This is a genomic window from Marinobacter shengliensis (assembly GCF_030297115.1).
Taxonomy (GTDB): Bacteria; Pseudomonadota; Gammaproteobacteria; order Pseudomonadales; family Oleiphilaceae; genus Marinobacter; species Marinobacter shengliensis.
In genome coordinates, this window is record NZ_AP028062.1 from 1,015,290 (window position 1) to 1,041,835 (window position 26,546).

Consider the following 26,546-nt stretch of genomic DNA (forward strand, 5'->3'; position numbering starts at 1 on the left):
AAGATCCCGGATGCGCAGTAAGGTTTTAAATAGGCCGGCCTGCCTGAATGGGTAAGCCGCAAGGGGGCGGGGATGCCTCTCCAAAAATGTGCGGAGCCAGGGATGGCGGAGCTCAAGCCGCGCAGGGATGCCTTGAGGCGTTTTTTGGAGAGGCATCCCCGTCCTCTTGCCGCCCCCAAGGCTCAAGCCAAAGGCCCAGAACTCCAGGTTATGAGGAAAAAATATGAGAAAGGCACTGATTGTTGCGATGTCCCGGAACCGCGTCATTGGGCGGGACAACAAGCTCCCCTGGTATCTGCCTGGCGATCTGCGTTACTTCAAGCAAGCCACTATGGGTAAGCCGATCATCATGGGGCGGAAAACCTGGGATTCCATTGGCAGGCCACTGCCGGGACGGATGAACGTGGTGATTTCCCGAAACCCTGCATGGGAAGCGCCGGCCGGCACGGTCGCGGCGGCATCATTGAATGATGCGTTAGTCAGAGCAGAAGCCCAGGCGGAACTGGAGGGCGGTGATGAGGTGATGATCATCGGCGGTGGCCAGATCTACGCCGAAGCGTTGCCCATGGTCGACCGGATGTACATCACACAGGTACACGCTGAGGTGGACGGCGACGCTTACTTTCCGGAAGTGAACTGGGATGACTGGGAAGAAATCGGACGCGAAGATTTCTCCGCGTCTGATCATAATCCTTACGACTACAGTTTCGTCGTCTACCAGCGTAGCCGGTCAGCCTGACCGGCTAGCGGTTCTGGCCTTCAGCGCGGGGCGCGCTTAGGGCCATTGGCAGAGGGCTTGCCGCCCTTGCCAGCAGGCTTGCCCTTGGGTGGGCCCTTGCGGAAGCCGGGCTTGCCATCTTTGCTGAATTTCTTGCCAGGAGCGCCTTTACGGAAGCCACCTTTGCCGGGAGGCGGGCCTTTGCGGTCGCGACGGGGCGCTGCGGACACTTCCGGCAGGGCTTCGGGCTGCTCCAGCGGCAGTGAATCCGGCTGGGAGGCTTCAAGCAAGCAGGCCAGGGCGCCAGCAACGGCCGCCATGTCCATGTCATTGCGCTCGGCAATGTCGTCCAGCAGGGCAATGGCCTTGGCAGATCGGGGATCGTTGGTGAAGCCCAGCAGTTGCTCTTCAAACTGCTCTACTCGCATTTTCTGCAGCGCAGCCGGTGACGGCAGCTGGTACGGTTCCATCGGAGAGTTGGTGGCCCGCTCCAGGGTGCGCAGCCAGCTGCGCTCGCGCGGTGTGACCAGCAAAATCGCCTTGCCGGTGCGGCCCGCACGGCCGGTGCGGCCAACCCGGTGGATGTACGCCTCGGTGTCGTAGGGCACGTCGTAGTTGATCACGTGGGTAATCCGGGGTACGTCCAGGCCACGGGCAGCAACGTCAGTGGCGATGATGATGTCTTTCTTGCCGCGCTTGAGGTCTTCTACGGTCTGTTCACGCTGGCGCTGGTTGAGGTCACCACTCAGGGGCGCAACCGCATGGCCACGGGCTGACAGTTTTTCAGCCAGCAGGGTGGTTTCTGCCTTGGTGCGTACAAAGATAATGGAGGCGTCGAACGGCTCCACTTCCAGGATGCGGGTCAGGGCATCCAGTTTGCGCTCGGCGTAGACCGGTAATACGAATTGCGAGATACGCTCAACCGTGCGGGTTTCGCTCTCGATTTTTACTTCTGTCGCATTCTTGAGATAGGTTTGCGCAACCTTCTTGATCTGCGGCGGCATGGTGGCCGAGAACAGGGCGCGCTGACAGGTGTCCGGTGTCTTCGCCAGAATCGCTTCTACGTCGTCGATAAAGCCCATGCGCAGCATTTCGTCTGCTTCATCCAGCACCAGTGCCTTCAGGCTACCCAGTTTCAGGGTGCCTTTGCGCAGGTGGTCCAGCATCCGGCCTGGCGTACCCACGATGACCTGGGCGCCACGCTTCAGGCCGCGGATCTGTGGCGCAAAGTCCTGGCCGCCGTAAATGGGCAGAACGTGGAAGTGTTTGAACTTGCTGGCGTAGGTGGTGAACGCCTCGGCCACCTGAATGGCCAGCTCCCGGGTAGGAGCAAGCACCAGAATCTGGGGCTCTGCAACGCTGGCATCAATACGGCTCAGCAGCGGCAGTGCAAACGCCGCCGTTTTGCCAGTACCGGTCTGGGCAACGCCCAGTAGGTGGTTGCCGGCCAGCAGGGCTGGAATGGATTGCGCCTGGATGGGCGACGGGGTTTCATAGCCAACTGCGGAGACGGCTTCCAGTACTGCTGGATCCAGCCCCAGTTCGGCAAAAGACAATTCTGACATGAATGTACTCGGTATTCGGAGGGTATCGCATTACAAATGCAATGCATGATTTTGAAACATTATAGTCGGTTTGGGCAGTCTTTAACATGACTATTGCCGGTAATAGGGTAGGTAGTTGCCGGGGAAGCCGCTTGCCAGCTTCGGTAAACTGCGGCAGTCTTGGTTGTTTGCAGGCTAATTAACAGGAATGGAAGAGTATGACGTTCGATGAGCTTCTGAATTCGGTGCGCGAGGGCCGAGACGTTGTGATCCCGGCCAGTTGGGGGCAGGGACGGGCTACCTTCGGTGGGCTGGTAGCGGCACTGGCGTTCGATGTGATGGCGTCGAAAGTTGCTTCTGGCAGGGCGATGCGGGCGATGCAGGTGTCGTTTGTCGGGCCGGTGGAACCGGATGTGCCTGCGGTGTTTGAGGCAGAGCTGTTGCGTGAGGGCAAGGCGGTCTCTCAGGTTCAGGGGCGAATTCTGCAGAACGGTGAGACCAGACTGGCATGCCTGGCGAGTTTTGGCGGTGACCGGGAGTCGTCGGTTCAGGTAGCGCCATCGCCTGCCCCGGCGGCTGCTCCGGTAAACCAATGCCAGGAGTTGCCATACATTCCCGGAGTTACCCCGGAATTTACCCAGCATATCGACATGCGTTGGGCGTTCGGCAACATGCCGTTTTCCGGCAAGGGTGGTCGTGATATGGGGGGCTGGATGCAGTTCCGGGAAACGCCCTCTGCTCTGACCGACGCGCACATTGTGGCGTTGGTGGATGCCTGGCCGCCTGCGTTATTGCCGCACTTGAAAGGTCCTGCACCGGCCAGTTCCCTGAGCTGGGCGTTGGAGATTGTGCACCCGCGGCCGACCATGAAGCCGGGAGAGTGGCTGCTCTACAGGGCCACGATTGATCAGGCAGGTGCCGGTTACGGCCATACCCATGCCGGTATCTGGACTGAGAGCGGCGAACTGGTGGCGCTGAGCCGCCAGACAGTGACCGTTTTTGGTTGAATGGGTGGGGGCTCAGGCCGCCATTTCAGCTTTCAGGGCATCCAGTATGACCCGGGCAAACTCCCTGGGGGAGTCCTCCTGCAGGAAATGGCCACCGCGCAGGGTAATGTGGGGCTGTCCTAGTGCCCCGGGAATGCGTCTTTGCATGTGACGATCACCTCCCCGGGTGATCGGATCGCCATTGCTGAAGCAGGTGATGAAGGGCTTGCGCCATTTCTCCAGGATCCGCCAGGCCTCACGGTTGGCGGCGCTGGCTGGATCATCCGGTGAAACCGGAACCAGGCCCGGAAAGGCGCGGGCGCCCGCTTTGAATGCCGCGCTCGGAAAGGGTGCCTCGTATGCCGCCATCTCACCCGGGCTCAGAGCCCTTTCGGTACCCAGCTGTATGATGCGGGCCACGGGAAACCAGGGGCTGTGGCTGGCAAACGCTTTCCAAGCACGGAACACTGCAGGCACCGGCGAGTCTCCGGTAGGCAGCATGCCGTTACCGACAATGATCCGGCTGAAACGTCTGTGATGTTCTGCGGCCAGTCTCAGGCCAAGCAGTGATCCCCAATTCTGACACACCAGGGTGATGTTGGTGAGGTTCAGGTCTTCCAGCCAGCGGGCCAGCCAGCTCATATGGCTACTGTAGCTGTAATCGGTCACATTGGCTGGTTTGTCGGATTTTCCGAAGCCGATCAGATCCGGTGCCAGTACCCTGTAACCTGCTTCTGCGACCATGGGGATCATGTGCCGGTAAAGGTAGGACCAGGAGGGCTCGCCATGCAGCATGACCACCGGTGCTCCATTGGTCGGACCTTGATCGACGAAGTGCATGCGCAGGCCTGGCTCAACGTCCAGATAATTTGCTTGGAAGGGATAATCCGGAAGGCCTGCGAAGCGGGCTTCGTCGGTTCTCAGAATACGCATGCCATCGACTGTCCTGACTGATTGGTTGCGTGATTGTCTTTACGGCAATCGTCGGAAATCAGGATAAATCAGATGGAAATTTTGTGTGTTTGAGTTGCGTAACAGTGCGTTGCCGGTTTGAATCAGGACGCGATATCAAACAGGCGTTCAGGGTTGTCAATCCGGGCCAAAGCATCGTCACAACAATTGACGGCGCCACAGTCGTCGGCCGAGCACAGGCCGATGGTATGGCAATGGATGTCCTGATGGCCGTCGCCCTGGTTTCTGAAAATCCTGGCTCTGGAAAGAATGGAACGGCAATGGCCGCATAACAGTGTCGGCACGGCACTGCCTTCGGCCAGGATGGCGGTGTAATGGGTAGTATTTGTCATAATAATCCTCCTGATCCATAGAACATAAGGACAAAATGTGACAGTTCAAAGTCGCCACAGTGATCCTGCATTGGTTCGGGTTCAGCAGTTATACGTATCAGGCGTCAGGATCGACCACGGGGCGACGGTTTGAGCGTTTGTCCTCCCAGTCCAGGTCTTTCGGGTCGTACCAGCCGAGTTTGTCCATGACCCGGTGCCGGGTATACTCGGACAGGGTTGGCCACAGTTCCTGGAAGTCTTCCAGCCCTCTGTCCCGTTGCCTCTGCTGTTTGCTCTGCAAGCGGTTGATGATGCGCGGAAGATGTAGGGCTTCACCGAGTTGACCAGGCACCAGAACTTCCTGCCCCATCACCTTACGGCGGTGCATACGCGAAGCCAGAACCTTCTGGAGTTCTGTCGCGGCCTCAAGGGCTGTTTCAACGGTAAAAGCGTCTGAATCCAACAACATGACCTGTTAATTGGCTGATCGATAACCTGATACTATATCGTGAAGGTGGCTATAGTGGCCACGCTATCGTGTTAGTCTGTTTTTTCGTGAAACGTTCCATCCGGTATGGGCACCGTTCGCTTCAGGGTATAGGGATTATGTACGCAAAACTTGAGACACGGACTTTTCTGGCGATGCTGGTGGGCGTTTCCATCGCCTTCGCGTTGTTGATGAAACCATTTTTCGGGCCAATATTCTGGGCCATCGCCATTGCCCTGATCTTTTACCCGGTCAACCAGTGGCTGACCCGCCGGCTGGGCCACCGGCCTAATATCAATGCGATAATTACCCTGCTGGTTTGTATTGTTATCGTGGTGATTCCGGTTCTGGGGCTGGGCGCGGCCCTGATTACTGAAGGCATGGGGCTATACCAGAAGATCCAGAGCGGTGAGATCCGTCCTGGTGAATACATTGACCAGGTCAACCGGTCGTTCCCTGCCATTCAGGCGTTTCTGGGCCAGTTTGATATCAGTTTCGGTGAATTGCGGGATCGCGTGGTCAGTGCGTTTGTTGGTGGCAGCCAGTTCCTTGCCAAGCAGGCGCTGGGCATCGGCCAGAACACTTTCCAGTTTTTCCTCGGCCTGGCGCTTATGGTGTATCTGGCGTTTTTCCTGATTCGGGATGGCCAGCAACTGGTAGAGCTGCTGATCAAGGCATTGCCCCTGGGTGATGAGCGGGAGCGCCTGCTGTTTGCCAAGTTTGCCGAAGTTACCCGGGCAACGGTCAAGGGCAATTTGCTGATTGCCATCATTCAGGGTGCCCTGGGTGGCGTGATTTTCTGGATTCTGGGGATCTCCGGTGCGCTCCTGTGGGGGGTGGTGATGGCCATTTTCTCCCTGCTACCGGCCGTTGGCGCTGCCATTGTGTGGATTCCGGCGGCGGTCTACCTGGCTGCCATCGGTGACGTGGTGCCAGCGGTCATTCTGACGGTCTACGGTATGGTGGTAATTGGCCTGGCCGATAACCTGTTACGGCCAATCCTGGTGGGGCGGGATACCAAGATGCCCGACTACCTGGTTTTGTTGTCGACCTTGGGCGGGCTTGTCATGTTCGGCATTAACGGGTTTGTGATGGGCCCGCTGGTGGCGGCTCTGTTCATGGCGTTCTGGGGTATCTTTATCCGGGAATTTGGCAACGAAAGCACCGGGAATATGCCGAAACGTGCGACAGGTTCGGCAGAGGACGACTGATCTGTGTTAGGGTCTGTGGGTCGCCCGGGCTTGTGGAGATGGGCGCCACATAATAATAAATAGACCGATATCCCTGAGGTATCAGGAGCAGATCAGGTGTCAATGACGAATCCTTTCAGCCATCGCATACGAATGGCGGCTATGGCCGCCGGAACTATCGCCTTCCTGGGATTAACATCCCCGGCCTATGCCAACGACGTAGTCGCCCTCAAGCATGCTTTGTACGGTGCCGGTTACGATATAGAAAACGTTAACCCGGAACTGGACAGTAATACCCGAGCCGAACTGGAAAAGTTCCAGCGTGACCAGGGGCTTGAGGTAACCGGTTCGCTGGATGAGGCAACCGAGCGCGCCCTGGGTATGACCGCTGTGCAGCCGGTGGCCAGCGCCGCGGGCCAGGCCGGAGCTGGAGCTGCGCCGGCTGCAGAGGAGAGCGCCGCTGCCGCGACCGAGCCGGAGCCCGAAGAGGAAGAAGAGAAGAGCGGCTGGTCACTGTGGTGACCGGACGATAGCCACAAAAAAGCCCGCCAGGCATCCGTCAGGCGGGCTTTTTTGTTAGTGCGTGGGGGCCTAGTCCAGTTTGGACAGGTCCCGCACAGCACCTTTGTCGGCACTGGTCGCCAGCAGCGCGTAAGCCTTGAGTGCCGCAGAGACTTTGCGGTCGCGGGCGAGTTCGGGCTTCCAGCCTCTAGCGTCACGGTCTTTGCGACGTTTGTCCAGTTCTTCGTTGCTGACCTGCAGATTGATGCTGCGCTCCGGGATGTTGATCAGGATGGTGTCACCATTCTCGATCAGGCCGATGGCACCACCGGCGGCGGCTTCTGGTGACGCGTGCCCGATGGACAATCCGGAAGTGCCACCTGAGAAGCGGCCGTCCGTCAGCAGGGCGCATTCCTTGCCGAGGCCCTTGGATTTCAGGTAACTGGTGGGGTACAGCATTTCCTGCATGCCTGGGCCACCACGGGGGCCTTCGTACCGGATAATGACGACCTCGCCGGGTTTGACTTCGTCGCTCAGAATGCCGGCAACTGCCGCATCCTGGCTTTCAAATACCCTGGCTTTACCCTCGAACACGTAGATGCTCTCATCCACCCCGGCTGTTTTTACCACGCAGCCGTCCTGGGCAATATTGCCGAACAGAACCGCCAGGCCACCCTCGGAAGAGTAGGCGTTTTCAACGGACCGGATGCAGCCGTTTTCACGGTCGCCGTCCAGGCTGGGCCAGCGGGTGCTCTGGCTGAAGGCGGTCTGGGTGGGAATGCCAGCGGGGCCGGCCTTGTAGAACTCAACCACTTCCGCGGTGGGAGAACGCATGATGTCCCATACTTCCAGGGCATCTCTCATGGTTTTACTGTGTACTGTTGGCAAATCGACGTTGATCAGCCCGCCACGTTCCAGTTCACCCATGATGCCCATGATGCCGCCGGCCCGGTGTACATCTTCCATATGGTATTTCGGGGAGTTGGGGGCCACCTTGCACAGCTGGGGGACTTTCCGCGACAGCTGGTCAATTTCGGCCAGCGTAAACTCAACACCGCCCTCCTGGGCCGCTGCCAGCAGGTGCAGAATCGTGTTGGTGGAGCCGCCCATGGCAATGTCCATGACCATCGCATTCTCGAATGCGGAGAAAGACGCAATGCTGCGTGGCAGCACGCTGGCATCGTTCTGCTCGTAATAGCGCTTGGCATTCTCCACAATTTGACGACCGGCGTTCAGGAACAGCTGTTCACGGTCGGCGTGGGTGGCCAGCATGGAACCGTTGCCGGGCAGCGCCAGGCCAATGGCTTCGGTAAGGCAGTTCATGGAGTTGGCAGTGAACATGCCGGAGCAGGAACCGCAGGTAGGACAGGCGCTGCGCTCGTATTCTTCGACCATTTCATCGGTGGCCGTCGGGTCCGCTGCGATCACCATGGCATCCACCAGGTCCAGTTTGTGCTCGGACAACTTGGTTTTGCCGGCCTCCATCGGGCCACCGGAGACGAAGATTGTCGGAATGTTCAGGCGCATGGCGGCCATCAGCATGCCAGGGGTGATCTTGTCGCAGTTGGAAATGCAAACCAGCGCGTCGGCACAGTGGGCGTTAACCATGTACTCGACGGAATCGGCAATTATTTCCCGGGAGGGCAGGGAGTAAAGCATGCCGTCGTGGCCCATGGCGATGCCATCATCCACCGCGATGGTGTTGAACTCTTTGGCAACGCCGCCAGCCGCTTCGATCTCACGGCAGACCAGTTGTCCGAGGTCTTTCAAGTGAACGTGGCCAGGCACAAACTGGGTGAAGGAGTTGGCAACGGCGATGATAGGTTTGCCAAAGTCTTCATTTTTCATGCCGGTGGCGCGCCAGAGCGCCCGGGCACCGGCCATGTTGCGGCCAGCGGTTGATGTATGGGAACGGTACTGGGGCATGGTGTGCTGCTGTCTCCCTGATTATCTGGTTGTACTTGAGCACAAAGGATACCAGATTAAACGCTGGTCGCATGGCTGTTTTGCCAGTGCGTGTTTACAATACGTAACAAGTAACGGGATATTTTGACCAGAATTGCGAGGGAGTCTGTCTATGGGTGGCCAGGAAAGCCTGCAGCTGCGTCGTCTCAAGGATTTCCAGCCATTGGGGCGGTTGACGGACGACCAATTGGTGTTGTTAGCCAGCCGGGCTGAACGCCGGACCCATGGGCCCGGCCAACGGGTGATAGAGCGGGGCGTTCGCGACGGCCTGGACTTTTTCCTGATATCCGGGAAGGTAGAGCTCGAGTCTGTGGACGGGCGCAAAACGGTGATTGAGGCTGAAACGGAAAAGGCACTCAACCCCATTGCCCGGTTGCAGCCCAGGATGTACGACGTTACTGCGGTCAAACCCTGCGAGTTTCTGGTCATTGAGCAGGAGATTCTGAACCAGATGCTGAGATCGGCGCCGGTCGCCCAGGTGGAAATGGATTCCGGGGATGGCGGCGCCGATGAAAGTGAAGAACATCATCTGTTGATGGAGTTTTACGCCGAACTCCGCTCCAATCAGCTCAAGTTGCCCAGTGTGCCGGATGTAGCCTGGAAAGTGCGCCGGGTGGTGGACCGCGAAGACTCGACGGCGCTCGATGTATCCAAGGCGGTCTCAGCCGACCCCGCCATGGCGGCAAAGCTGGTGCGGTCCTGCAACAGTCCGTTGTACCGGGGGTTCAGTGATGTCCGGAACGTGCGGGAGGCGGTGGTTCGTTTGGGTATGCGAACCACCCGGCAATTGGTAACAGTATTTGCCATGCGCGAGGTGTTCAAGACTCGTCGGGCCTCGCTGCAGAAGGAAATGGAACAGCTTTGGCGGCATTCCCGGGAGGTGGCGGCCTTGTGTTGGGTGCTGGCGGATCACGCCACCCGGATTGATCCGGAAGAGGCCCTGCTGGCGGGCTTGCTGCACGATATTGGTATCGTTCCGGTCCTGGTGCAGGCCGAGCACCATGTGAACCTGTTTGCTGATGAAAAGAACCTTCAGCATGCCATGTCGGAGTTGCGGGCCGATGTAGGGTGTGCGGTTCTGGAGAACTGGCAGTTTCCGAAAGCGTTTATCGAGTCCGCCCGCCACGCGGAAGACTGGAGCTATGAGTGTCGGGAGTCTGCGCCCCAGCTGGTTGATGTTGTGATCGTGGCGCAGTTGCATTCCATGATCGGATCCAGTCAGAATGCCGGCTTGCCCGCTTTTGACCAGGTGCCAGCCTGGCGCCGCCTGGGGGAACTGGATCTCAATGCCTCCCGGAGCCTACAGCTTTTGAGTGAGGCCCGTGAACGGGTAGATGAGGTGCAAAAGCTCCTGTCCATCCGATAACTACTGCCTGATGACGGAGTCTGCCCTGCAGTGAATGACACCATTATGAATGTTCCCCTGTTTCCGTTGAATTCAATTGTTTTGCCCAAGGGGCGCATTCCCCTCCAGCTGTTTGAGCCGCGTTACATCGATATGCTCTCCCGGTGTATGAAAGAAGACCGTGGGTTTGTGGTGGTCCTGCTTCGTGAGGGCGGGGAGACAGCCCGCCAGGCGGCGTTCTACGACATCGGAACCTACGTGCGGATTATCGATTTCCAGCAATTAGACAGCGGGCTGCTCGGGATCACTGTGGAAGGTGAGTTGAAAGTGTCTGTTGTTCGCAGTTGGCAGCAGGAAGACGGCTTGAACCTGGGGGACGTGGAGTGCCTGATCGCAGAGGCCGAAAGCGAAGTCCCTGAGCGTTTCCATGAACTGCCTTCCGTGCTGAGGGCGTTGTTCCGCCACCCGGTTGTCAAGGATCTGGGCATGGACGTGGACTACGAGGATGCCCGGGACGTAGGCTGGCGGCTAACGGAGCTGCTGCCCCTGGACAAGCAGGAAAAACAGCGGCTGGCAGAACTGCAGGATCCCCTCGAACGGCTACAGCGGCTTCAGGAATTGCTTGAGGCGCTGGAGCAAAACTAGTTCGGTGGCAAGGGCGAATAGGCCAGGCTGGCAGTGTCCCACTGAGTGATGAGGTAACCTGCGGCAAACGCCAGCCAGAGCATCACCGCGGCCCAGGTCAGGGCATCCGGCCAGATGGGTACCCGGTCGTAGCGACTGTAGCTGGCGCGAATGGCGCCGGTAATGGCCATCCCCAGTAATACTCCTCCCAGTACATCGGTAAACCAGTGTACCCCCAGGTAGAGCCTGCTAAGGGCAATGGGCACCAGGGGCAAGGACAGCAATACATAGGTTTGCCAGCGCTGTCGCATCCTGTTTTCGCCGGCGATGAAGCTGGCGGCCATGGTGACCAGCACCGTTGCCCCTGCAGTATGGCCGCTGGGAAAAGCGCCTGAGGCCGGTGGCCTAAGCACCTGATCCGGGCGTTCCACCATCAGGCCGGTTTTGACCAGCCATACACAGGCAAAGCAGAGAATCGCCGCCAGGGCAATGTGCAGGGCAGCGGCGTAATACCCCCTGAACGACAGAACGGCCACGGCCAATACGGCCGCACTGATCAGTACCGGAGGGTCGCCCATGAGCGTGGCGGCGATCACCGGAATATCCAGCAGCGGTTGCCGCAGCACTTCAAACCAGGCAACGACCAGCTGGTTCAGCTCGTTAATCCGCCGGCTGTAAGTAACCAACTGGGTCAGGATCACAAACATCGCCAACGACCCCGTAGCCAAAACAATCGATGGCAGGGGGAATTCGCCTTTGCGGGCAGGTCGTTCGTTGGTGTAAAGCCGCCAGAACCGATGCGTGGTGTCGTAACGGGCCATGAATGACTCCAGCCAGCGGTAGGGCCTGCTGCCCTCGCCAACTCCAAGCCGGAACTGAAGAACCACCACATACAAAGCCACCAGCACCGCTGCGCTGATGCCAATAACCGGGTAGAAATGAGGTGGTGGCTCTATTTCGCTGGCGAGGGCGCTGCCGACGGCATAGCCCGGCAGCACATAGACCAGGGCCCAGCCGACCGCGGAAATCAGGTTGAAGGTAAGAAACCGGCGCCATGGCATGTGCAGCGCACCGGCAATCAGCGGGATGACCGGGCGGATAGGGCCGATAAAACGCCCGGCAATCACACTTTTGCCGCCGTGGGCATTAAAAAAAGACTCGCCCCGGGTAATCAGCCCCGGGTAACGGCTGAAGGGCCAGACCGAATGCAGCCGCCCCTTGAAGAAACGGCCCACGGTAAAACTGATGAGGTCACCGATAACCGCTCCCATGCCTGCCCAGGCTAGGGCTTCGGACAGGGGCATGCCGGATTTTCCTGCCAGTGCGGCAAAACCAAACAGCATGGCAACGCCGGGCACAACAATGCCGGCAATTGCCAGGGACTCCACCATGGCGGTGGCAAAGAGTGCCAGTATCAGCCAGCCGGGGTTGTCTGCTACCCAGGCTGCCGCATCAGCCAGCCAGCTTTCAATCATATGTCGACGGACGCTCCCGGGCTGAACCAGGCCGAATCCATACCCCGTTTACGTGCCTGATGCATTGCCTGATTGGCCCGGTTACGGAGTGAGACCGTACTGGTATCGCCGTTGCCGCGAGTGGTGCAGCCCAAGCTGACAGACAGCCTGCCAATGCCGCTCCACTCCCTTTCGCCGATGGTCCTTCGAATCCGCTCGGCGATGACGCGTACGCCTTCCTCTGGCGTGAAGGGGAGGATCAGGAAAAACTCGGAATCGTTCAGGGTGTACAGGCTGTCGCCCGCCCGGATAACGCCAAACAGATGCTCGGTGACCGATTTAAACAGGTTCTGCAGCCCCGCTTTGCCATGTAGGTCCCGTATTTCGTCCGTGTAATCAAAGCTCAGGTTAATCACTGACAAGGGGTGGCCCGTGGCAATCGCTCTGCTGATTTCCTTTTGCAGGGTTTCGTCAAGAAACCGTGAGTTGTGGGCGCCGGTGACCGGGTCGGTAATGGCAAGATCCTCCGCAGATTGGGCGATGTGATCATAGTGCCAGATGTACAGGGCGCCGACTGCGAGTGTCAGGATCAAGCCCACGGAGGTCATCAGGGCGTAGGCGGCGGGATGACCGAACCACACAGCACCCATTACCGGAACCAGGAGCAATGCAGACAGGCTTAGCCCCTGGCGCAGCGGCAGAACCAGAAGGTTCAGGATCAGGAGCGGCATCGCCCAATGAGTTACCCCAGGGCTGTCCAGAACCAGAATGGCGGCCACCAGGCCTGCGTTGAGGCCGGCCAGAATCAGCAGGTGCCCGGGGGCCGATAGCTGCTGGCGGCGACACACGAAGGTGTAGATCAGCCCGGCCAGCAACAGGCAGGTCATCGCCAGGGCGAGATAAAATAACTCGTAAAAGCCGTAGCGCAGGTTCTGCAGTGCCAGCGAGAAAATAAACAGGGCCGCCAGTCCGTAGCCGAAGCTGTGAGTCCAGGTTCTGAGTCTTGTTTCTGTCATCGCGCGTCACCTTGGGTGCCGGTGGGGCTCTGGACATCCGGATGCAGCCAGTTGCTGTAGGCCTGGGTGCGGTTGCCCCCCTGTTGCTGCGCCCGGCGTAGCGCGTTGGCGGCACTGTGTTGCAGGCTGTCGGCGTCGTCGCCGATGTTCAGGCCGGCAATGCCGGTGCTGACGGTCAGTTTCATGCCGTGGGATGCCAGCAGCTTGCACAGGCCATTGCGGATTTTCTCGGCGCTGGCGGCGGCGCCCGCGGTATTGATACCAGGTAGGATAACCAGAAACTGCAGGTCGGCTACCCGGTAGTAAGTGTCAAAATCCCGAAGCTGTGAATGCAGGTAACGGCCAATTCTGGGCAGGATAGCGCGAATGTCTTCGTCCGGATCATTGTCGCTCAGGTGGGTGTCCAGCCCGATCATCATCACAGACATGTCGGTGCCCTCACGCTCGCTACGCTGGATTTCCTTGTGCAGGTCGGCAGACAGGTACTCCCGGCTGGCGGCCTGGGTGAGTTCGTCGGTTCGCCTCAGCGGTGCCAGCTGCCGGGCCTTGTATTCTCGCAAGAAGATCAGCAGCGTGGAGAGCAGCGTTGTCAGCACAAAGGCGCTGATCATCTGGTGGCGGTCGGGAAGAATCACGGCCCATTGGGTGGAAACCAGTATGGCAAAGGTCAGGAGCGCAGTGATCAGAGCTGCAATATAAGTTGGCATCAGGGCAAAAGTCACCAGCGGTAGTGCATAGAGCCAGTGGCTGAGCGCCCAGGGCCCCTGCCAGAGTGCGACCAGCAACAGGATTGCCAGGATTGAATAGCTGGCTGTTTTGACGTGTTTCCAGAGCCGGACATGGTGGCTGGTGAAACGTGGGTTGCTGGCCAGGCTGATGCCCGCCGCAGTGGCAGCGCAAGCTGCCAGCAGGAATTCGCCCAGCATTATGCCGGCTGCGCTGGTGAGCGCAAGGGCAACAAAACCGGCTCTTGAGAGCCGGCCTGGCAGGAACTTTTCAGCCGACTGGGGCATGTTATCTATCCTTTGCTGGCGCATCCATTTGAATCTGTGCAGCGCTATAATAGTCGTTTGGGATGCGGACTTGAAACGGGAAAGGTAAAGTAGCGTTCCAGTTCCGGAATCAGTATGCAAAATATAAAGGTAATCCGATGGATGTAGCAGCCTACATGGCAGAACTCGGTCAACAGGCTCGGGCCGCCGCTCGGGAAGTGGCCCGCTCAACCACCGCCGTTCGCAATCAGGCACTGCTGGCAACGGCCAGGGCGTTGAGCGCTGCCCGTACCGAGCTGGTGCGGGCCAACCAGAAGGATCTCGAAGCTGGCCGGGCGAATGGCCTGGACGATGCCATGCTCGACCGCCTGGAGCTTACCGAGGCCCGCATTGACACCATGATTGAGGGGCTGCAACAGGTGGCAGGCTTGCCAGATCCCGTGGGTGAAATTACCGACATGACCTACCGGCCATCCGGCATTCAGGTTGGCAAGATGCGGGTGCCTCTGGGGGTGATTGGTATTATCTACGAATCCCGCCCCAACGTGACGGTTGAAGCAGCCAGCCTGTGCCTGAAGTCGGGTAATGCTACCATTCTGCGCGGCGGTTCTGAGGCTATTCATTCCAACCAGGCCATCGCTGCCTGCTTGGCGACCGGGCTGGCTGAAGCCGGTTTGCCTGAAACGGCGGTACAGGTGGTGGCGACCACCGATCGGGCCGCAGTGGGTGAACTCATTACCATGCCCCAGTATGTGGATGTGATCGTGCCGCGGGGCGGCAAAGGCCTGATCGAACGAATCAGCCGTGACGCCCGGGTGCCGGTCATCAAGCACCTGGATGGTGTTTGCCATGTCTACATAGACAGCCACGCGGACCCGGAGAAGGCGCTGAGGGTCGCCGTCAATGCCAAGACTCACCGTTACGGAACCTGCAACACCATGGAAACCCTTCTGGTGGATGAGGAAATTGCCGATGACATGCTGCCTTTGCTGGCTCGGGAGTTTGTGGCCAAGGGGGTTGAGCTGCGTGGCTGTGAACGCACCCGGGCGGTACTGCCCGATGTGATCGCTGCCACGGAAGAAGATTGGCACGCGGAGTACCTTGCGCCGATTCTTGCGGTGCGGGTTGTGGCCGGGCTGGATGCCGCCATAGATCACATCAACCGCTACAGCTCTCAGCACACCGAGAGCATTATTACCGAAAACTACACCCGTGCTCGCCGGTTCCTGACCGAGGTCGATTCCAGTTCGGTGATGGTGAATGCTTCTACCCGGTTCGCTGACGGATTCGAATACGGTCTGGGTGCGGAGATCGGTATCTCGACCGACAAGCTCCATGCCCGTGGACCGGTAGGTCTGGAAGGGTTGACGTCACAGAAATACGTGGTGTTTGGCGACGGCCACATCCGGACATGATGTCATGCACGTGATCTACGGCGGCACCTTTGACCCGATCCATCACGGCCACCTGCGCCTTGCGCTGGAGATAGCCGATGCCCTGGCGGTGACAAAGGTGCATCTGGTGCCTTGCCATATTCCGCCCCACCGGGGCAGTACCGGTGCCAGTTCTGAGCAGCGACTGGCACTGATCCAGCTGGCCATCGAGGGCGAGCCGGGGCTGCGTGTGGATGACCGTGAACTGCGCCGGGCTGGCGCCTCCTATACCGCCGACACCCTGCGTCAGTTGCGCCTTGAGCTGGGGCCAGATGAGCCCCTGGTGATGGTGGTGGGCACCGATGCCTTTGCCGCTTTTGATCGCTGGCGTGAATGGGCCGACATTCCGGGCCTGGCGCACATTGTGGTTGTGAAGCGCCCTGGTTCGGATTTGCCCGTTGGTAGTGAGGCGGCTCGCCTGGTGCGTGAACGCCGGGCGGATGGACCTGAGGCTCTAAGCTCGGCGCCTTGCGGGGCGGTGCTGGAACTGGATCCGCCCCTGCTGGATATCTCTGCAACGGGTATCCGACAACGCATCGCAGACGGGCGCTCTCCCCGGTATCTGACCCCGGATTCTGTATGGCAGAGAATCCAGGCGCTCGGTCTTTACGGTGCGTGCCCCGCCAGGAACTTTTAATGGTACAATTGCGTCTGAATATCACTTATCGGGCGGTCATCCTGGCCAGAGCCCGGAAAACAGGGTAATTATGCAGGCAGAACAACTGAAAGATCTGGTCGTAACCGCACTTGAAGATATCAAGGCACAGGACGTCAGCGTGATTGATGTCCGTGATCGAACCAGTGTTACCGACTTTATGGTTCTTGCATCCGGCACCTCAAGCCGTCACGTAAAATCCCTGGCAGACTCCGTCGTATCTGAAGCCAAAGATCAGGGCGTGAGGGCAAACAACGTTGAAGGCGAGGGTGGCAGCGACTGGATTCTGGTGGATCTGGGAGACGTGGTCGTGCATGTCATGATGCCTGCAACCCGCGAATTTTACGACCTGGAACGCTTCTGGCGTGACGCGCCGGACCTGGGTGCGGCAGGTCACGAGTAACCATGAAACTACGTCTGATCTGTGTGGGGCAGAAGATGCCCGACTGGGTCAGTACGGGGTATAACGATTATGCTCGCCGGATGCCGCCGGAGCTGCCCCTGGAACTGACCGAAATTGCCATGGCTCACCGGGGTAAGAACCCGGACATTCCGCGGCTTATGCAGCGTGAAAGCGATGCCATCCTGGCGTCGGTCGCCCCCCGTGACCGGGTCATCGCCCTGGAAGTGGGCGGCAGGCCCTGGTCCACGGAAAAACTGGCCAGCCAGCTGGAGAGCTGGCAACAAGACGGTCAGGATGTCTGTTTTCTGGTTGGCGGCCCCGATGGCCTGGCCGATGCCTGCCGGCAGCGAGCTGACCAGCAGTGGTCTCTGTCACCGCTTACCTTGCCCCACCCCCTGGTGCGTATTGTGCTTGCCGAGCAGCTCTATCGCGCCTGGTCGATCACCCGTAACCACCCGTATCACCGGGCCTAGGAGTTTCCATGGCCTGGGGCGAATTCAAGGATACTGCAGCCGAGCGCCGGCTGTTCCAGCGCCGTGCCGTGGTCATGCTGGTGTTCGTCCTGCTAATGATGATCGGCCTGCTGGCGCGGATGTACCAGCTACAGATTGTCGAACATGAGATCTACACCACGCTGTCCGACAAAAATCGGGTTCAGGTCCAGTCTGTGCCACCGCCCCGGGGCCTGGTGTACGACCGGAACAATCTGCTGCTGGCAGAGAATCGCCCGGTGTTCAGCCTTACACTGGTGCCAGAGCGCGTGGCGGGTATGGAGGCCACCCTGGCCCGGTTGTCCGAGATTCTGGACATCGCCGAGGAGGACATAGAGCGGTTTAAGAGGCGACTTCGTGAACCCCGCCGGCCCTTCCAGGAAATGCCTCTGAGCTACGATCTGGGCGAAGAGGAAATTGCCCGAATGGCGGTGCATCGGCATGAGTTCCCCGGCGTGGAGGTTCGCGCTGAACTGGTTCGATATTACCCCCATAGTGAACTGACGGCTCATGCCCTGGGCTTCGTTGGCCGAATCAATCGGGAAGAGCTACAGCGGATTGACCCGGTGAACTACGCGGGAACCAACTACATTGGAAAATCCGGTATTGAGCGATTCTACGAGCAGGTGTTGCACGGTACCGTGGGCTACCAGCACGTCGAAACCAACGCCCGGGGTCGTATTCTGCGGGTGCTTGAGCGGGTAAACCCGGTGCCCGGTGAGGATCTACAGTTGCACCTTGACCTGCGCCTGCAACGCAAGGCCTATGAGCTGCTCGAGGGGCGCCGCGGGGCTATTGTAGCAATCGAACCGGAGACTGGAGGTATCCTGGCGCTGGCCAGCGTGCCGGGCTTTGATGCCAACAAGTTTGTCACCGGGATCAGTGTTGAGGACTACCGCAATCTCAGTACAGATATTGACAAGCCCCTGTTCAACCGGGCGCTACGTGGCCAGTATCCGCCAGGTTCCACGATCAAGCCGATGATGGCGATTGCCGCCCTGGACAGCGGCGTGACCAATCGGGAAAGGCGAATATGGGACCCCGGGTACTTCCAGTTGCGTGAGGGCGGCCGGCGTTTCCGTAACTGGAACAGGTCGGGTGACGGTTGGGTTGATCTCAAGTATTCCATGGCCCGATCCAACGACGTGTACTTCTATGAGGTGGGCGTTGAAATGGGCGTCAGCGTGATGTCCGAATACCTGGCGCATTTCGGCTTTGGCGAAGATGCCACCCTGGATGTGTCGGGGGCGCTGAGCGGTCTGTTGCCCACCGCAGACTGGAAACGGGCCGCCCGAAATGAGCCGTGGTATCCGGGGGATTCCGTGAACATGAGCATCGGCCAGGGTTTCATGCTGGCGACGCCCCTGCAGCTGGCAACGGCAACCACACTGATCGCCAATCGTGGCGTATGGGTTGAGCCCAGGCTGCTGAAGGATATTCGCGGTGACCGTTCAGTGGATGAGTTTCTTCCGTCAGAAACCCATGAGCCGTTGATACTGAAGAATCCCGATGATTGGGAATACGTGGTGGAGACCATGGAAGAGGTGATGCATGGTGCCAGGGGCACAGCGCGTGCCGCTGCCCGCGGGGCCAGCTATCGGATGGCGGGAAAAACCGGAACTGCGCAGGTGTTCAGTCTCGCAGAAGATGAAGAGTATGACGAAGAGCAGGTGCGCGAGCGCCTGAGGGATCACGCGCTTTTCGTTGGCTTTGCACCTTCGGATAACCCCAGGATTGCTGTCGCTGTCATCGTTGAGAACGGTGGTGGCGGCAGCTCCACGGCCGCACCGGTTGCCCGTGCCCTGTTTGATGCCTGGCTTGAGGAGTTACCAGCGGCGGAGAAGTCATCGGTAATCAGTCAGGTTAACCGCGAGGAGAGTCGCTGATGGCATTGGGGAGCTTGCTCAATAACCCGGCGAATCACCATCTTGGCCGTTCGCGGGGGTTCTGGTCGGCCATCCATCTGGATCCTTTGCTGCTTTTGATGCTGTTGTTGCTCATGGGCGGTGGCCTTTTCGTGCTTTACAGTGGCGCTGACCGTAACATCGAAGTGGTCAAGGCTCAGGGCATCCGGTTTGGTGTGGCGCTGGTGGTGATGTTTGTTTTTGCCCAACTGGACCCGGCGGTATTCCGGCGTTGGGCTCCGTGGTTATATGCGGCTGGCATGGTAGGGCTTGTGGCCGTGCTGTTGGTGGGCGTGGGGGCTAAAGGGGCTCAGCGCTGGCTGGCGATTCCCGGGCTGCCCAGGTTTCAGCCCTCGGAATTCATGAAACTGGTTGTTCCGATGATGGCTGCCTGGTATCTGTCGCGGCATTTTCTGCCGCCGCGCCTGTCCCACGTCGCGGTTGGGTTGATCCTGGTACTGGTGCCCATGGCCCTGATTGTTCAGCAGCCCGACCTTGGTACTTCACTGCTGGTGGGTATGGCCGGGATATTTGTGGTGTTCTTTGCTGGCATGAGCTGGAAGCTGATTTCAGCGTTCTTTGCGCTGGTATCGGTATCTGCGCCGATGATGTGGTTTTTCGTCATGAGGGACTACCAGAAACAGCGAGTGCTGACATTGCTCGACCCCCAGAGTGACCCTCTGGGAGCCGGCTGGAACATCATCCAGTCCAAAACCGCCATTGGTTCCGGTGGCATGGATGGCAAAGGATGGTTGCAGGGTACCCAGTCCCATCTGGAGTTCCTTCCCGAAAGTCACACGGATTTTATCGTGGCAGTGCTGGCCGAGGAATTCGGTTTTATTGGCATGTTGCTGCTGATGACCCTGTATTTCTTGATCATTCTTCGTTGCCTGTATATTGCGGTCACCGCCCAGGATTCATTCAGTCGTCTGCTGGCCGGTGCCTTGACCATGACCTTCTTTATCTACGTTTTTGTGAACGTTGGCATGGTCAGTGGATTGCTGCCCGTGGTGGGTGTGCCCCTGCCACTGGTCAGCTATGGTGGCACGTCCGGGGTAACGTTGATGGCAGCGTTCGGGGTGCTGATGTCGATTCATACCCATCGCCGTATGATCTCTGCGTAGAGGGTGTAAGCGATGATGGCTTGCCGGTAATGGTGAATACTGCCGGGAACCCGTTACAATATTACAGGTCACTAAGGCTGGGTGCCGGATGAAGATGCATGGGTTGCCGAACATAATGATCAGGGAACAAAGAACAATGTGGTTGGGGGTGCTGGTAAGCCTGATCCTTGCGGGTTGCTCCAGTACGCCCAAGTCGACATCTTCAGAGCCGGATCACTCATCACGCTATACGATCAAACAGGATAGAGCGCCTTCCGGGAGTTTCGATGTTTCGGGCCTGCAAGATGCGGTTCCCCGTTACGAGCAGCCCCGGAATGCCGGCAATATGGCGCAGTACAAGGTGTGGGGGAAAACCTACCGGGTTATGGACAGTAACGACGGCTACGTCGCCCGGGGAATCGCCAGCTGGTACGGCGAGAAGTTCCATGGTCACAAAACGTCCAATGGCGAGATATTCGACATGTATTCGATGTCTGCCGCCCACAAGTCCCTGCGCATACCGAGTTATGCCCGGGTGACGAACCTTGAAAACGGCCAGTCTGTGATTGTTCGGGTGAACGATCGCGGGCCGTTTCACGATGACCGGCTGATTGATCTGTCGTACGCGGCGGCCAAGAAACTTGGCTACAAATCCAAGGGCACCGCAAGGGTTGAGGTGGCGGCGATCACCGTTCGAGAAGACGGCTCCATGACGCTGGCCGGCAAACCGTTCAAGCCGGGTGTCGGGGCACCTGCTGTCGCCGCTGCTCCGGTGCCTGGCCAATCGGCGGGCGGGAACAGTGGGCTGTTTGTTCAGCTCGGCTCGTTCAGCCAGCGCGACCCCGCGGAGGCCTTGCTGGCAAAGGCGCGGGGCGTCATCGAAACCCCGATGCGAGTGCGCGAAGTGACAACAGGCTCTGGCCGCTTTCACCGGGCCCAGATAGGGCCATTCAGTGATGAGTCCGAGGCCCGTCATGCACAGAATTTACTGGAATCCCGGGGCTTTGGTCAGTCTATTGTGCTGACCGACAGCCACTGATTCCTGAAACCCCAGAAGAAAATACACCTTACGACGAATGAACCTACCCATGGCTTTTAATTCAGTGATTCGCAGCTTTGTTTTTGTCTTGTCCCTGGCCACCCTGCTGGTGGGACAGGCGGTTGCCCAGTCGGCTTTGATTCCGTCTCCGCCCCAGATCGCAGGCAGTTCCTGGGTGCTGAAGGACCCTCTCAGTGGTCGTATCATCATGGAGCATAACAGCCAGGAACGAGTGCCGCCTGCCAGCCTGACCAAGATGATGACGGCCTATATCGTTGAGCGCGAGCTGGATGAAGGCCGAATTGCCATGACGGACATGGTGCCGATCAGCGTTAAGGCCTGGCGAACCGGCGGCTCCCGGACCTTTGTTCGGGAGGGTACACAGGTATCCGTGGAAGACCTTCTTAAGGGCGTGATTATTCAATCCGGCAACGACGCGTCCGTCGCGTTGGCGGAGTTTGTGGCCGGTAGTGAAGATGCCTTCGTGGATATCATGAACCAGCAGGCGCGCCAGCTGGGTATGAACAATACCAATTTTGAGAATGCCACCGGGTTGCCACATCCTAATCAGTATTCCACCGCTTATGACCTGGCCCTGCTGGCCAAGGCCATTATTGAGGACTACCCGGAGAACTACCCGTTGTATGCGGTGAAAAGCTTTACCTACAACAACATCCGTCAACCGAACCGGAACAGTCTGTTGTGGCGGGATGAAAGTGTGGATGGCCTGAAAACCGGCCATACTGAAGAAGCCGGTTACTGCCTGGTGGCCTCTGCCAAGCGGGACAACACGCGGCTAATTGCTGCCGTGATGGGAACCAGCAGTGCCGAGGTGCGGGCCCGCGAAGTTCAGAAGATGCTGAACTATGGCTTCCGTTACTATGAGACGGAGCGCCTGTTCCGGGCCGGTCAGGAGCTGGTGGATGCCAAGGTCTGGGGTGGCAAGAGCGATCAGATTTCTGTAGGCCTGGCGGAGGATGTGTTTGTAACGATTCCCCGTGGTGCCCGGGATAAGCTTGAATCAACCGTAGACCTTGATTCTGTCATCAAGGCACCCATCAAGGTGGGGGATGAGCTGGGCCGGATCCAGGTTATGCTCGACGGTGAGGTGTTGGTGGATGAGCCTGCACTGGCACTGACTGATGTGCAGCAGGGTGGCGTTTTCAAACGGCTTTGGGATGCTATCAAACTGTTTTTCGTACAACTGTTCAATTAAGGTGGTCGGTGATAGCCAGCCGGGCATCGGGGAGTATCTGGCATGAGTGAGCCTAAAGCGCCGAAGATCGAGTTTCCCTGTGACTACGTCATCAAGGTGATCGGCAATTCCGCTCCGGATTTCACCGAGTTTGTCGTGGAAGTTGTGGAGCAGCACGCTCCTGGTATCAGCGAAACGGATATTTCGGTGACGGACAGTAGCAAAGGTCGATTTTCCTCTGTGCAGCTCAAGATTGTGGCCACTGGAGAAGCGCAGCTCAAGGCCCTGTTCGAAGATCTGAAAGCGAGCGGTCGCGTGCACATGGTGCTCTGACGCCATGGCTGATCTGATTGTCCGTTCATTGGGCCAGCAGCCCTACATGGAAGCCTGGGAGGCGATGAAAACCTTCACCGCCAACCGGGACGAAACCACCGTGGATGAGCTGTGGTGCCTTGAGCACCCGCGGGTGTTTACCCAAGGCCAGGCGGGCAAGGCAGAGCATATTCTGTTGCCGGGCGATATCCCGGTGATTCAGGTGGACCGGGGCGGGCAGGTGACCTATCACGGCCCCGGCCAGCTTGTTATCTACCTACTGATCGATCTGCCCCGTTGCAAACTGGGTGTTCGGGAGCTGGTGGATCATATCGAGCAGGCTATTGTTCGCACGCTTGCGCAATCGGGCATCGAGGCGGCGCCAAGGCAGGATGCGCCGGGTGTCTATGTCAACGGCGCCAAGATTGCCTCGTTGGGGTTGCGGGTACGCCGGGGTTGCTCGTTCCATGGTCTGGCGCTCAACGTCAATATGGATATGGAACCGTTCAGCCGCATTAATCCCTGCGGCTACGCCGGTATGTCCATGTGCCAGGTCAGTGATTTCGAACCGGAAGCCAGCGTGTACAGCCTGGAGCATAGGCTTGTTCACGAGCTGGTCAGCGGTCTCGACCGCCAGCAGGTGGAGCTGCGACAGGGCTGGCAATGATGCTCAGGCGGCGACGCTGGCCTGGCAGGTACGGTTGCGGCCCTCGGACTTGGCCTGGTAAAGCGCTTCGTCTGATCGCTGCAGCAGGCGGTCAATCGACTCCGATCCCTGGATCGTTGCCACGCCAATGCTTATCGTGGCCCGAATAACCTTGCCATCCACAGTAATGGTCTGGCTGGATACCGCCTGCCGTATCCGCTCAGCGGAGGCGTAGGCATCCGCTAACGATGTTTCCGGAAGCAGAATCAGAAACTCCTCGCCGCCCCAACGGGCAATGGTGTCCACCTTTCGGCACTGGCTGGCCAGCGTTCTTGCGACCAGAACAATCATCTCGTCACCGGCCTGGTGGCCGTGAGTGTCGTTCACACTCTTGAACAGGTCGATGTCCATCAGCAGGACGGAAAAGCCGCGGCCGCTACGCAGGTAACGTTGATATTCGTTATCCAGTTGTTCCAGGCCTTCGCGCCGATTGGCCAGCCCGGTCAGCGCATCGTGTTTCGCAGCGTATTCAAACTCCTTGGCCAGCTTGATCAACCCGAGTTTGCTGCGCCGGCGGCTCTGGTCAAGGATGTAACAGGTCACCATGACGAACGCCAGGACGATGATCATGACAAGGCGGAAGGTGGCGTTGTAGGGGGATGCAAACAGCGCATCGCCAATCGGACTGAACAACACCAGGACGGCCAGCCAGCCACCCAGGCAGGCGTAAATACCGACCCGGGCCTCACTGATATAGAAAATAATCGGTGGGTAGGCAAACAGCCAGATAATCGCTGAGCCATCCTCCACCGCTTGCGTTGCCAGATAGGTAAACAGCGCGGTGATCAGGGTAATAAAGACCCGGCGATGAAAGGTCTTGTGGCCCACGAACAGAAAAACCAGGCTGTTGATCGCCAACAATATAGCGAAGCCAATCAGGAAGGGGGCAGTAACCGAATCCCCCTGCTGCATTGAGCGCCAGGAAAAAAACAACAGTAACGGCACAGCAGCGGCCGTAAGCCCGTTGATAAGGGCCGGTACCGGGATCTCACCCTTCACCCGGAACTGGGAAAGTTCAGAATCTGGTGTTCTGGTTGTTGAAGGCTTCATGTCTTGGCTTTTATTGTAATTGACGAAAGTCACATTGTTCCTGTTAACCAATTCTAGAACGCATTGTGACTTGAGATTGTGTTAAATCGTAACCATCGACCTGAACATATTTACGGTGAACAATATTTGTCCACATTGGCTGCGGAAACGGAGCTTTTGCGGCGTAGAGGTTAGGTTGTCACCGCTTGCGATCCGTATAATGCAGTAACGGCGCCGGGGAAAACTGTTCCGGGCGCGGTCGAAACGCCAAAATTTTCTGAACATACAGGTTATCCATGTCTTCCAGACGCCCCGGAAAATCCGTGTCCCGCATCAAAACCGGCAGCTTCGAGCGCAGGCTTTCCCTGACCAAGGCCGGGCTTTTCGCTGGTACCCGTGTGGCATCACACATGGCCACCAACTGGTTCAGCAACAAGGACACTCGGGAGCAGCGCCATCGTGCGATGTTGTCGAGCCAGGCGCGTTTCCTGGTGGATGAGTTAGGCCGGCTGAAAGGCAGTGTGGTCAAGATTGGCCAGGTGATGGCGCTCTATGGCGAGCATTTTTTGCCAGAAGAGGTGACCGAAGCCCTGCACACCCTGGAAGACCAGACCACGTCGCTGGAATGGCCGGCGATCGAGCGGGTGCTGAAGGCTGAGATTGGTGCCGAAAAGCTCGCAGAGCTGGATGTCGATCCGGAACCAATCGGTGCTGCCTCCCTTGGCCAGGTGCACCGTGCGGTGCGACGCAGTGACGGCCTGGAGTTGGTGCTCAAGGTGCAATACCCCGGCGTTGCTGATGCCGTGGACAGTGACCTGAATGCCGTGGCGCAGTTATTGAAGGTGGCCCGGCTGGTGAGCTTCGGCCCGGAATTCAATGACTGGCTGGAAGAAGTCCGGCAGATGATGCACCGGGAAGTGGACTACCGCCTGGAGGCCAGGACCACCGAGAAATTCCGCAACATGCTGGGCTCCGACCCAAGGTTTGTTGTGCCCAGGGTATTACAGGAGTATTCGACCGACCATATCATCGCTTCTACCTACGAGCACGGCCATTCCGTTGGCTCCCCGGCGGTACGGGATTTGCCGCTGGAGCGCCGCAGTGCCCTGGGCGAGGCGGCGCTGGAGTTGTTCTTCCGGGAGCTGTTTGACTGGGGCGAAATCCAGACAGACCCGAACTTCGGGAACTACCGCATCCGGATTGCCGGCGAGGAGGGTGGTGACGAAGACTATGACCGCATCGTGCTTCTGGACTTTGGTGCCGTTCAAAGTTATTCACCGGCCTTTCTTGATCCGGTTATCCAGATGATTCGCGCGTCCTACGAGCAGGATCTGGAGCAGGTGATTGAGGGTGGCGTTACCCTCCGGTTCATGAGCCGGGATTGGCCAGAAGAAGTCCTGGAAAAGTTTGGTTCGGTGTGTATGTCGGTGCTGGAGCCCCTGGCCCGGGACCGCAGCCAGTGGCCGGACTATGCCGTGAACGCCAGGGGCCAGTACCGCTGGAAGCAGAGTGACTTGCCTTCGCGGGTAGCCAAACACGCAGCGCGCTCAGCCATCAGTCGGTATTTCCGGGTGCCCCCGAAGGAATTCGTGTTCCTCAACCGAAAGTTGATCGGGGTGTATACCTTCATCGCGGTGATGCACGCAGAATTCAACGGCGAAGACCTGTTGCGCAAATACCTTTATGGTGATGGCGCCGATGAGGCAAATCCGGTGGCCTCCAGCACTACCCAGATCACGAAGGCATAGCGCAGGCCCTTTCCGATACCCACCAGGATCACAAAGTTGAGCCAGGGCACCCGCATGATGCCGCCTACCAGGGTCAGCGGGTCTCCAACAATCGGCAGCCAGCCCAGCAACAATGACCATTGCCCATAGCGATTGAACCGGTTGCGGGCCTTGTGCAGCTGCAATTCGCTGACCGGAAACCATCGTTTATGCTTAAAGCGATCCACCTGCCGGCCGATAAGACCATTAACGACTGACCCCAGCGTATTGCCCAGTGTGGCCCAGAACCACAGCCAGAATAGCGGCAGGCCCTGACTGGCCAGAGTGCCCAGCAGCAGCTCGGAATAGGCTGGCAGCAATGTGGCGGCGGCGAATGCGGTGAAAAAGAGGGTCAGGTACGCCAAGGGCGCCTCCATGCTCTAGTATTGTCAGTAAAGGTTCATT

27 protein-coding genes are annotated in these 26,546 nt (G+C 58.6%); 17 read left to right on the plus strand and 10 right to left on the minus strand.

What is annotated here, in order from left to right; translation table 11 throughout:
• The first annotated feature begins 223 nt into the window (after positions 1 to 223).
• A complete protein-coding gene (locus tag QUE75_RS04690) occupies positions 224 to 739 on the plus strand; it encodes a dihydrofolate reductase (protein WP_061333027.1) in 516 nt (171 codons plus the stop codon).
• Between the two features lie 20 nt (positions 740 to 759).
• Here QUE75_RS04690 and QUE75_RS04695 read toward each other — a convergent pair whose 3' ends face one another.
• The gene (locus QUE75_RS04695; protein ID WP_106693390.1) at positions 760 to 2,283 is read right to left on the minus strand and encodes a DEAD/DEAH box helicase; all 1,524 of its coding nucleotides are present in this window, start codon (positions 2,281 to 2,283) and stop codon (positions 760 to 762) included.
• A gap of 197 nt (positions 2,284 to 2,480) precedes the next feature.
• Between QUE75_RS04695 and QUE75_RS04700 the strand changes: the two genes are divergently transcribed.
• Positions 2,481 to 3,269 carry an acyl-CoA thioesterase gene (locus QUE75_RS04700; protein ID WP_106693392.1) on the plus strand — a complete coding sequence of 263 codons (789 nt, stop codon included), beginning with the start codon at positions 2,481 to 2,483 and terminating at the stop codon, positions 3,267 to 3,269.
• Between the two features lie 12 nt (positions 3,270 to 3,281).
• Here QUE75_RS04700 and QUE75_RS04705 read toward each other — a convergent pair whose 3' ends face one another.
• From QUE75_RS04705 to QUE75_RS04715, 3 genes are all read right to left on the minus strand, one after another.
• Entirely contained in the window at positions 3,282 to 4,181 is a 900-nt protein-coding gene (locus tag QUE75_RS04705; RefSeq protein WP_061333030.1) for a haloalkane dehalogenase, read from the minus strand.
• 122 nt (positions 4,182 to 4,303) lie between these two features.
• Positions 4,304 to 4,552: a hypothetical protein gene (locus QUE75_RS04710; protein WP_058090983.1), complete on the minus strand. Its 249-nt coding sequence runs from the start codon at positions 4,550 to 4,552 to the stop codon at positions 4,304 to 4,306.
• 97 nt (positions 4,553 to 4,649) lie between these two features.
• Entirely contained in the window at positions 4,650 to 5,000 is a 351-nt protein-coding gene (locus QUE75_RS04715; protein WP_061333031.1) for a hypothetical protein, read from the minus strand.
• Between the two features lie 137 nt (positions 5,001 to 5,137).
• Between QUE75_RS04715 and QUE75_RS04720 the strand changes: the two genes are divergently transcribed.
• Together QUE75_RS04720 and QUE75_RS04725 are read left to right on the plus strand one after the other, a co-directional pair.
• The gene (locus QUE75_RS04720) at positions 5,138 to 6,229 is read left to right on the plus strand and encodes an AI-2E family transporter (protein ID WP_061333032.1); all 1,092 of its coding nucleotides are present in this window, start codon (positions 5,138 to 5,140) and stop codon (positions 6,227 to 6,229) included.
• 102 nt (positions 6,230 to 6,331) lie between these two features.
• Positions 6,332 to 6,730: a peptidoglycan-binding domain-containing protein gene (locus QUE75_RS04725; protein WP_061333033.1), complete on the plus strand. Its 399-nt coding sequence runs from the start codon at positions 6,332 to 6,334 to the stop codon at positions 6,728 to 6,730.
• 69 nt (positions 6,731 to 6,799) lie between these two features.
• Here QUE75_RS04725 and ilvD read toward each other — a convergent pair whose 3' ends face one another.
• A complete protein-coding gene (gene ilvD, locus QUE75_RS04730; RefSeq protein ID WP_106693393.1) occupies positions 6,800 to 8,635 on the minus strand; it encodes a dihydroxy-acid dehydratase in 1,836 nt (611 codons plus the stop codon).
• A 151-nt stretch (positions 8,636 to 8,786) separates the two neighbouring features.
• Here ilvD and QUE75_RS04735 point away from each other — a divergent pair, with 151 nt between their 5' ends.
• Together QUE75_RS04735 and QUE75_RS04740 are read left to right on the plus strand one after the other, a co-directional pair.
• Positions 8,787 to 10,040 (plus strand): HDOD domain-containing protein, encoded by a 1,254-nt coding sequence (locus tag QUE75_RS04735; RefSeq protein ID WP_286253988.1) that lies wholly within the window; start codon positions 8,787 to 8,789, stop codon positions 10,038 to 10,040.
• Positions 10,041 to 10,085: 45 nt separating this feature from the next.
• Positions 10,086 to 10,664, plus strand: coding sequence for an LON peptidase substrate-binding domain-containing protein (locus tag QUE75_RS04740; RefSeq protein ID WP_318036586.1), 579 nt, complete (start codon positions 10,086 to 10,088; stop codon positions 10,662 to 10,664).
• Here QUE75_RS04740 and QUE75_RS04745 read toward each other — a convergent pair.
• From QUE75_RS04745 to QUE75_RS04755, 3 genes are read right to left on the minus strand one after another with little or no spacing between them, the layout of a single operon-like run.
• The gene (locus QUE75_RS04745) at positions 10,661 to 12,118 is read right to left on the minus strand and encodes a bifunctional DedA family/phosphatase PAP2 family protein (protein WP_286253994.1); all 1,458 of its coding nucleotides are present in this window, start codon (positions 12,116 to 12,118) and stop codon (positions 10,661 to 10,663) included. The genes QUE75_RS04740 and QUE75_RS04745 overlap by 4 nt on opposite strands.
• A complete protein-coding gene (locus QUE75_RS04750; RefSeq protein ID WP_286253996.1) occupies positions 12,115 to 13,113 on the minus strand; it encodes a GGDEF domain-containing protein in 999 nt (332 codons plus the stop codon). The genes QUE75_RS04745 and QUE75_RS04750 overlap by 4 nt, the downstream gene beginning before the upstream one ends.
• A complete protein-coding gene (locus tag QUE75_RS04755; protein WP_286253998.1) occupies positions 13,110 to 14,126 on the minus strand; it encodes a GGDEF domain-containing protein in 1,017 nt (338 codons plus the stop codon). The genes QUE75_RS04750 and QUE75_RS04755 overlap by 4 nt, the downstream gene beginning before the upstream one ends.
• A 137-nt stretch (positions 14,127 to 14,263) precedes the next feature.
• On the opposite strand from QUE75_RS04755, the gene QUE75_RS04760 reads away from it, so the two are divergent.
• The 10 genes from QUE75_RS04760 to lipB all read left to right on the plus strand — a co-directional run bounded on the left by QUE75_RS04760 (position 14,264) and on the right by lipB (position 23,307).
• Positions 14,264 to 15,520: a glutamate-5-semialdehyde dehydrogenase gene (locus tag QUE75_RS04760; RefSeq protein ID WP_286254001.1), complete on the plus strand. Its 1,257-nt coding sequence runs from the start codon at positions 14,264 to 14,266 to the stop codon at positions 15,518 to 15,520.
• A gap of 4 nt (positions 15,521 to 15,524) precedes the next feature.
• Positions 15,525 to 16,175: a nicotinate-nucleotide adenylyltransferase gene (gene nadD, locus QUE75_RS04765; protein WP_286254003.1), complete on the plus strand. Its 651-nt coding sequence runs from the start codon at positions 15,525 to 15,527 to the stop codon at positions 16,173 to 16,175.
• A gap of 70 nt (positions 16,176 to 16,245) precedes the next feature.
• Positions 16,246 to 16,596, plus strand: coding sequence for a ribosome silencing factor (gene rsfS / locus QUE75_RS04770; RefSeq protein ID WP_058090972.1), 351 nt, complete (start codon positions 16,246 to 16,248; stop codon positions 16,594 to 16,596).
• Positions 16,597 to 16,598: 2 nt separating this feature from the next.
• Positions 16,599 to 17,069, plus strand: a complete 471-nt coding sequence (gene rlmH / locus QUE75_RS04775) for a 23S rRNA (pseudouridine(1915)-N(3))-methyltransferase RlmH (RefSeq protein ID WP_072678034.1) — start codon at positions 16,599 to 16,601, stop codon at positions 17,067 to 17,069.
• Between the two features lie 8 nt (positions 17,070 to 17,077).
• Complete coding sequence (gene mrdA / locus QUE75_RS04780) at positions 17,078 to 18,973, plus strand: penicillin-binding protein 2 (protein WP_286254006.1); 1,896 nt, start codon at positions 17,078 to 17,080, stop codon at positions 18,971 to 18,973.
• Positions 18,973 to 20,115 carry a rod shape-determining protein RodA gene (gene rodA, locus QUE75_RS04785; RefSeq protein ID WP_106693405.1) on the plus strand — a complete coding sequence of 381 codons (1,143 nt, stop codon included), beginning with the start codon at positions 18,973 to 18,975 and terminating at the stop codon, positions 20,113 to 20,115. Before mrdA ends, rodA begins: the two co-directional genes overlap by 1 nt.
• A 136-nt stretch (positions 20,116 to 20,251) precedes the next feature.
• Positions 20,252 to 21,133, plus strand: coding sequence for a septal ring lytic transglycosylase RlpA family protein (locus tag QUE75_RS04790; RefSeq protein ID WP_286254010.1), 882 nt, complete (start codon positions 20,252 to 20,254; stop codon positions 21,131 to 21,133).
• A gap of 49 nt (positions 21,134 to 21,182) precedes the next feature.
• On the plus strand, positions 21,183 to 22,349 hold the full coding sequence (locus QUE75_RS04795; RefSeq protein ID WP_106693408.1) for a D-alanyl-D-alanine carboxypeptidase family protein: 1,167 nt from the start codon (positions 21,183 to 21,185) through the stop codon (positions 22,347 to 22,349).
• A 42-nt stretch (positions 22,350 to 22,391) separates the two neighbouring features.
• On the plus strand, positions 22,392 to 22,661 hold the full coding sequence (locus QUE75_RS04800) for an HP0495 family protein (protein ID WP_058090966.1): 270 nt from the start codon (positions 22,392 to 22,394) through the stop codon (positions 22,659 to 22,661).
• A 4-nt stretch (positions 22,662 to 22,665) separates the two neighbouring features.
• The gene (gene lipB, locus QUE75_RS04805) at positions 22,666 to 23,307 is read left to right on the plus strand and encodes a lipoyl(octanoyl) transferase LipB (RefSeq protein ID WP_058090965.1); all 642 of its coding nucleotides are present in this window, start codon (positions 22,666 to 22,668) and stop codon (positions 23,305 to 23,307) included.
• Positions 23,308 to 23,310: 3 nt separating this feature from the next.
• Here the strand turns inward: lipB and QUE75_RS04810 are convergent, their stop codons facing one another.
• A complete protein-coding gene (locus tag QUE75_RS04810) occupies positions 23,311 to 24,396 on the minus strand; it encodes a GGDEF domain-containing protein (protein WP_106693644.1) in 1,086 nt (361 codons plus the stop codon).
• Between the two features lie 275 nt (positions 24,397 to 24,671).
• Between QUE75_RS04810 and QUE75_RS04815 the strand changes: the two genes are divergently transcribed.
• Entirely contained in the window at positions 24,672 to 26,123 is a 1,452-nt protein-coding gene (locus tag QUE75_RS04815) for an ABC1 kinase family protein (RefSeq protein ID WP_286254016.1), read from the plus strand.
• Here the strand turns inward: QUE75_RS04815 and QUE75_RS04820 are convergent.
• Positions 26,057 to 26,506, minus strand: coding sequence for a YqaA family protein (locus QUE75_RS04820; RefSeq protein ID WP_058090963.1), 450 nt, complete (start codon positions 26,504 to 26,506; stop codon positions 26,057 to 26,059). The two genes, QUE75_RS04815 and QUE75_RS04820, sit on opposite strands and share 67 nt — an antisense overlap.
• Between the last annotated feature and the right edge of the window lie 40 nt (positions 26,507 to 26,546).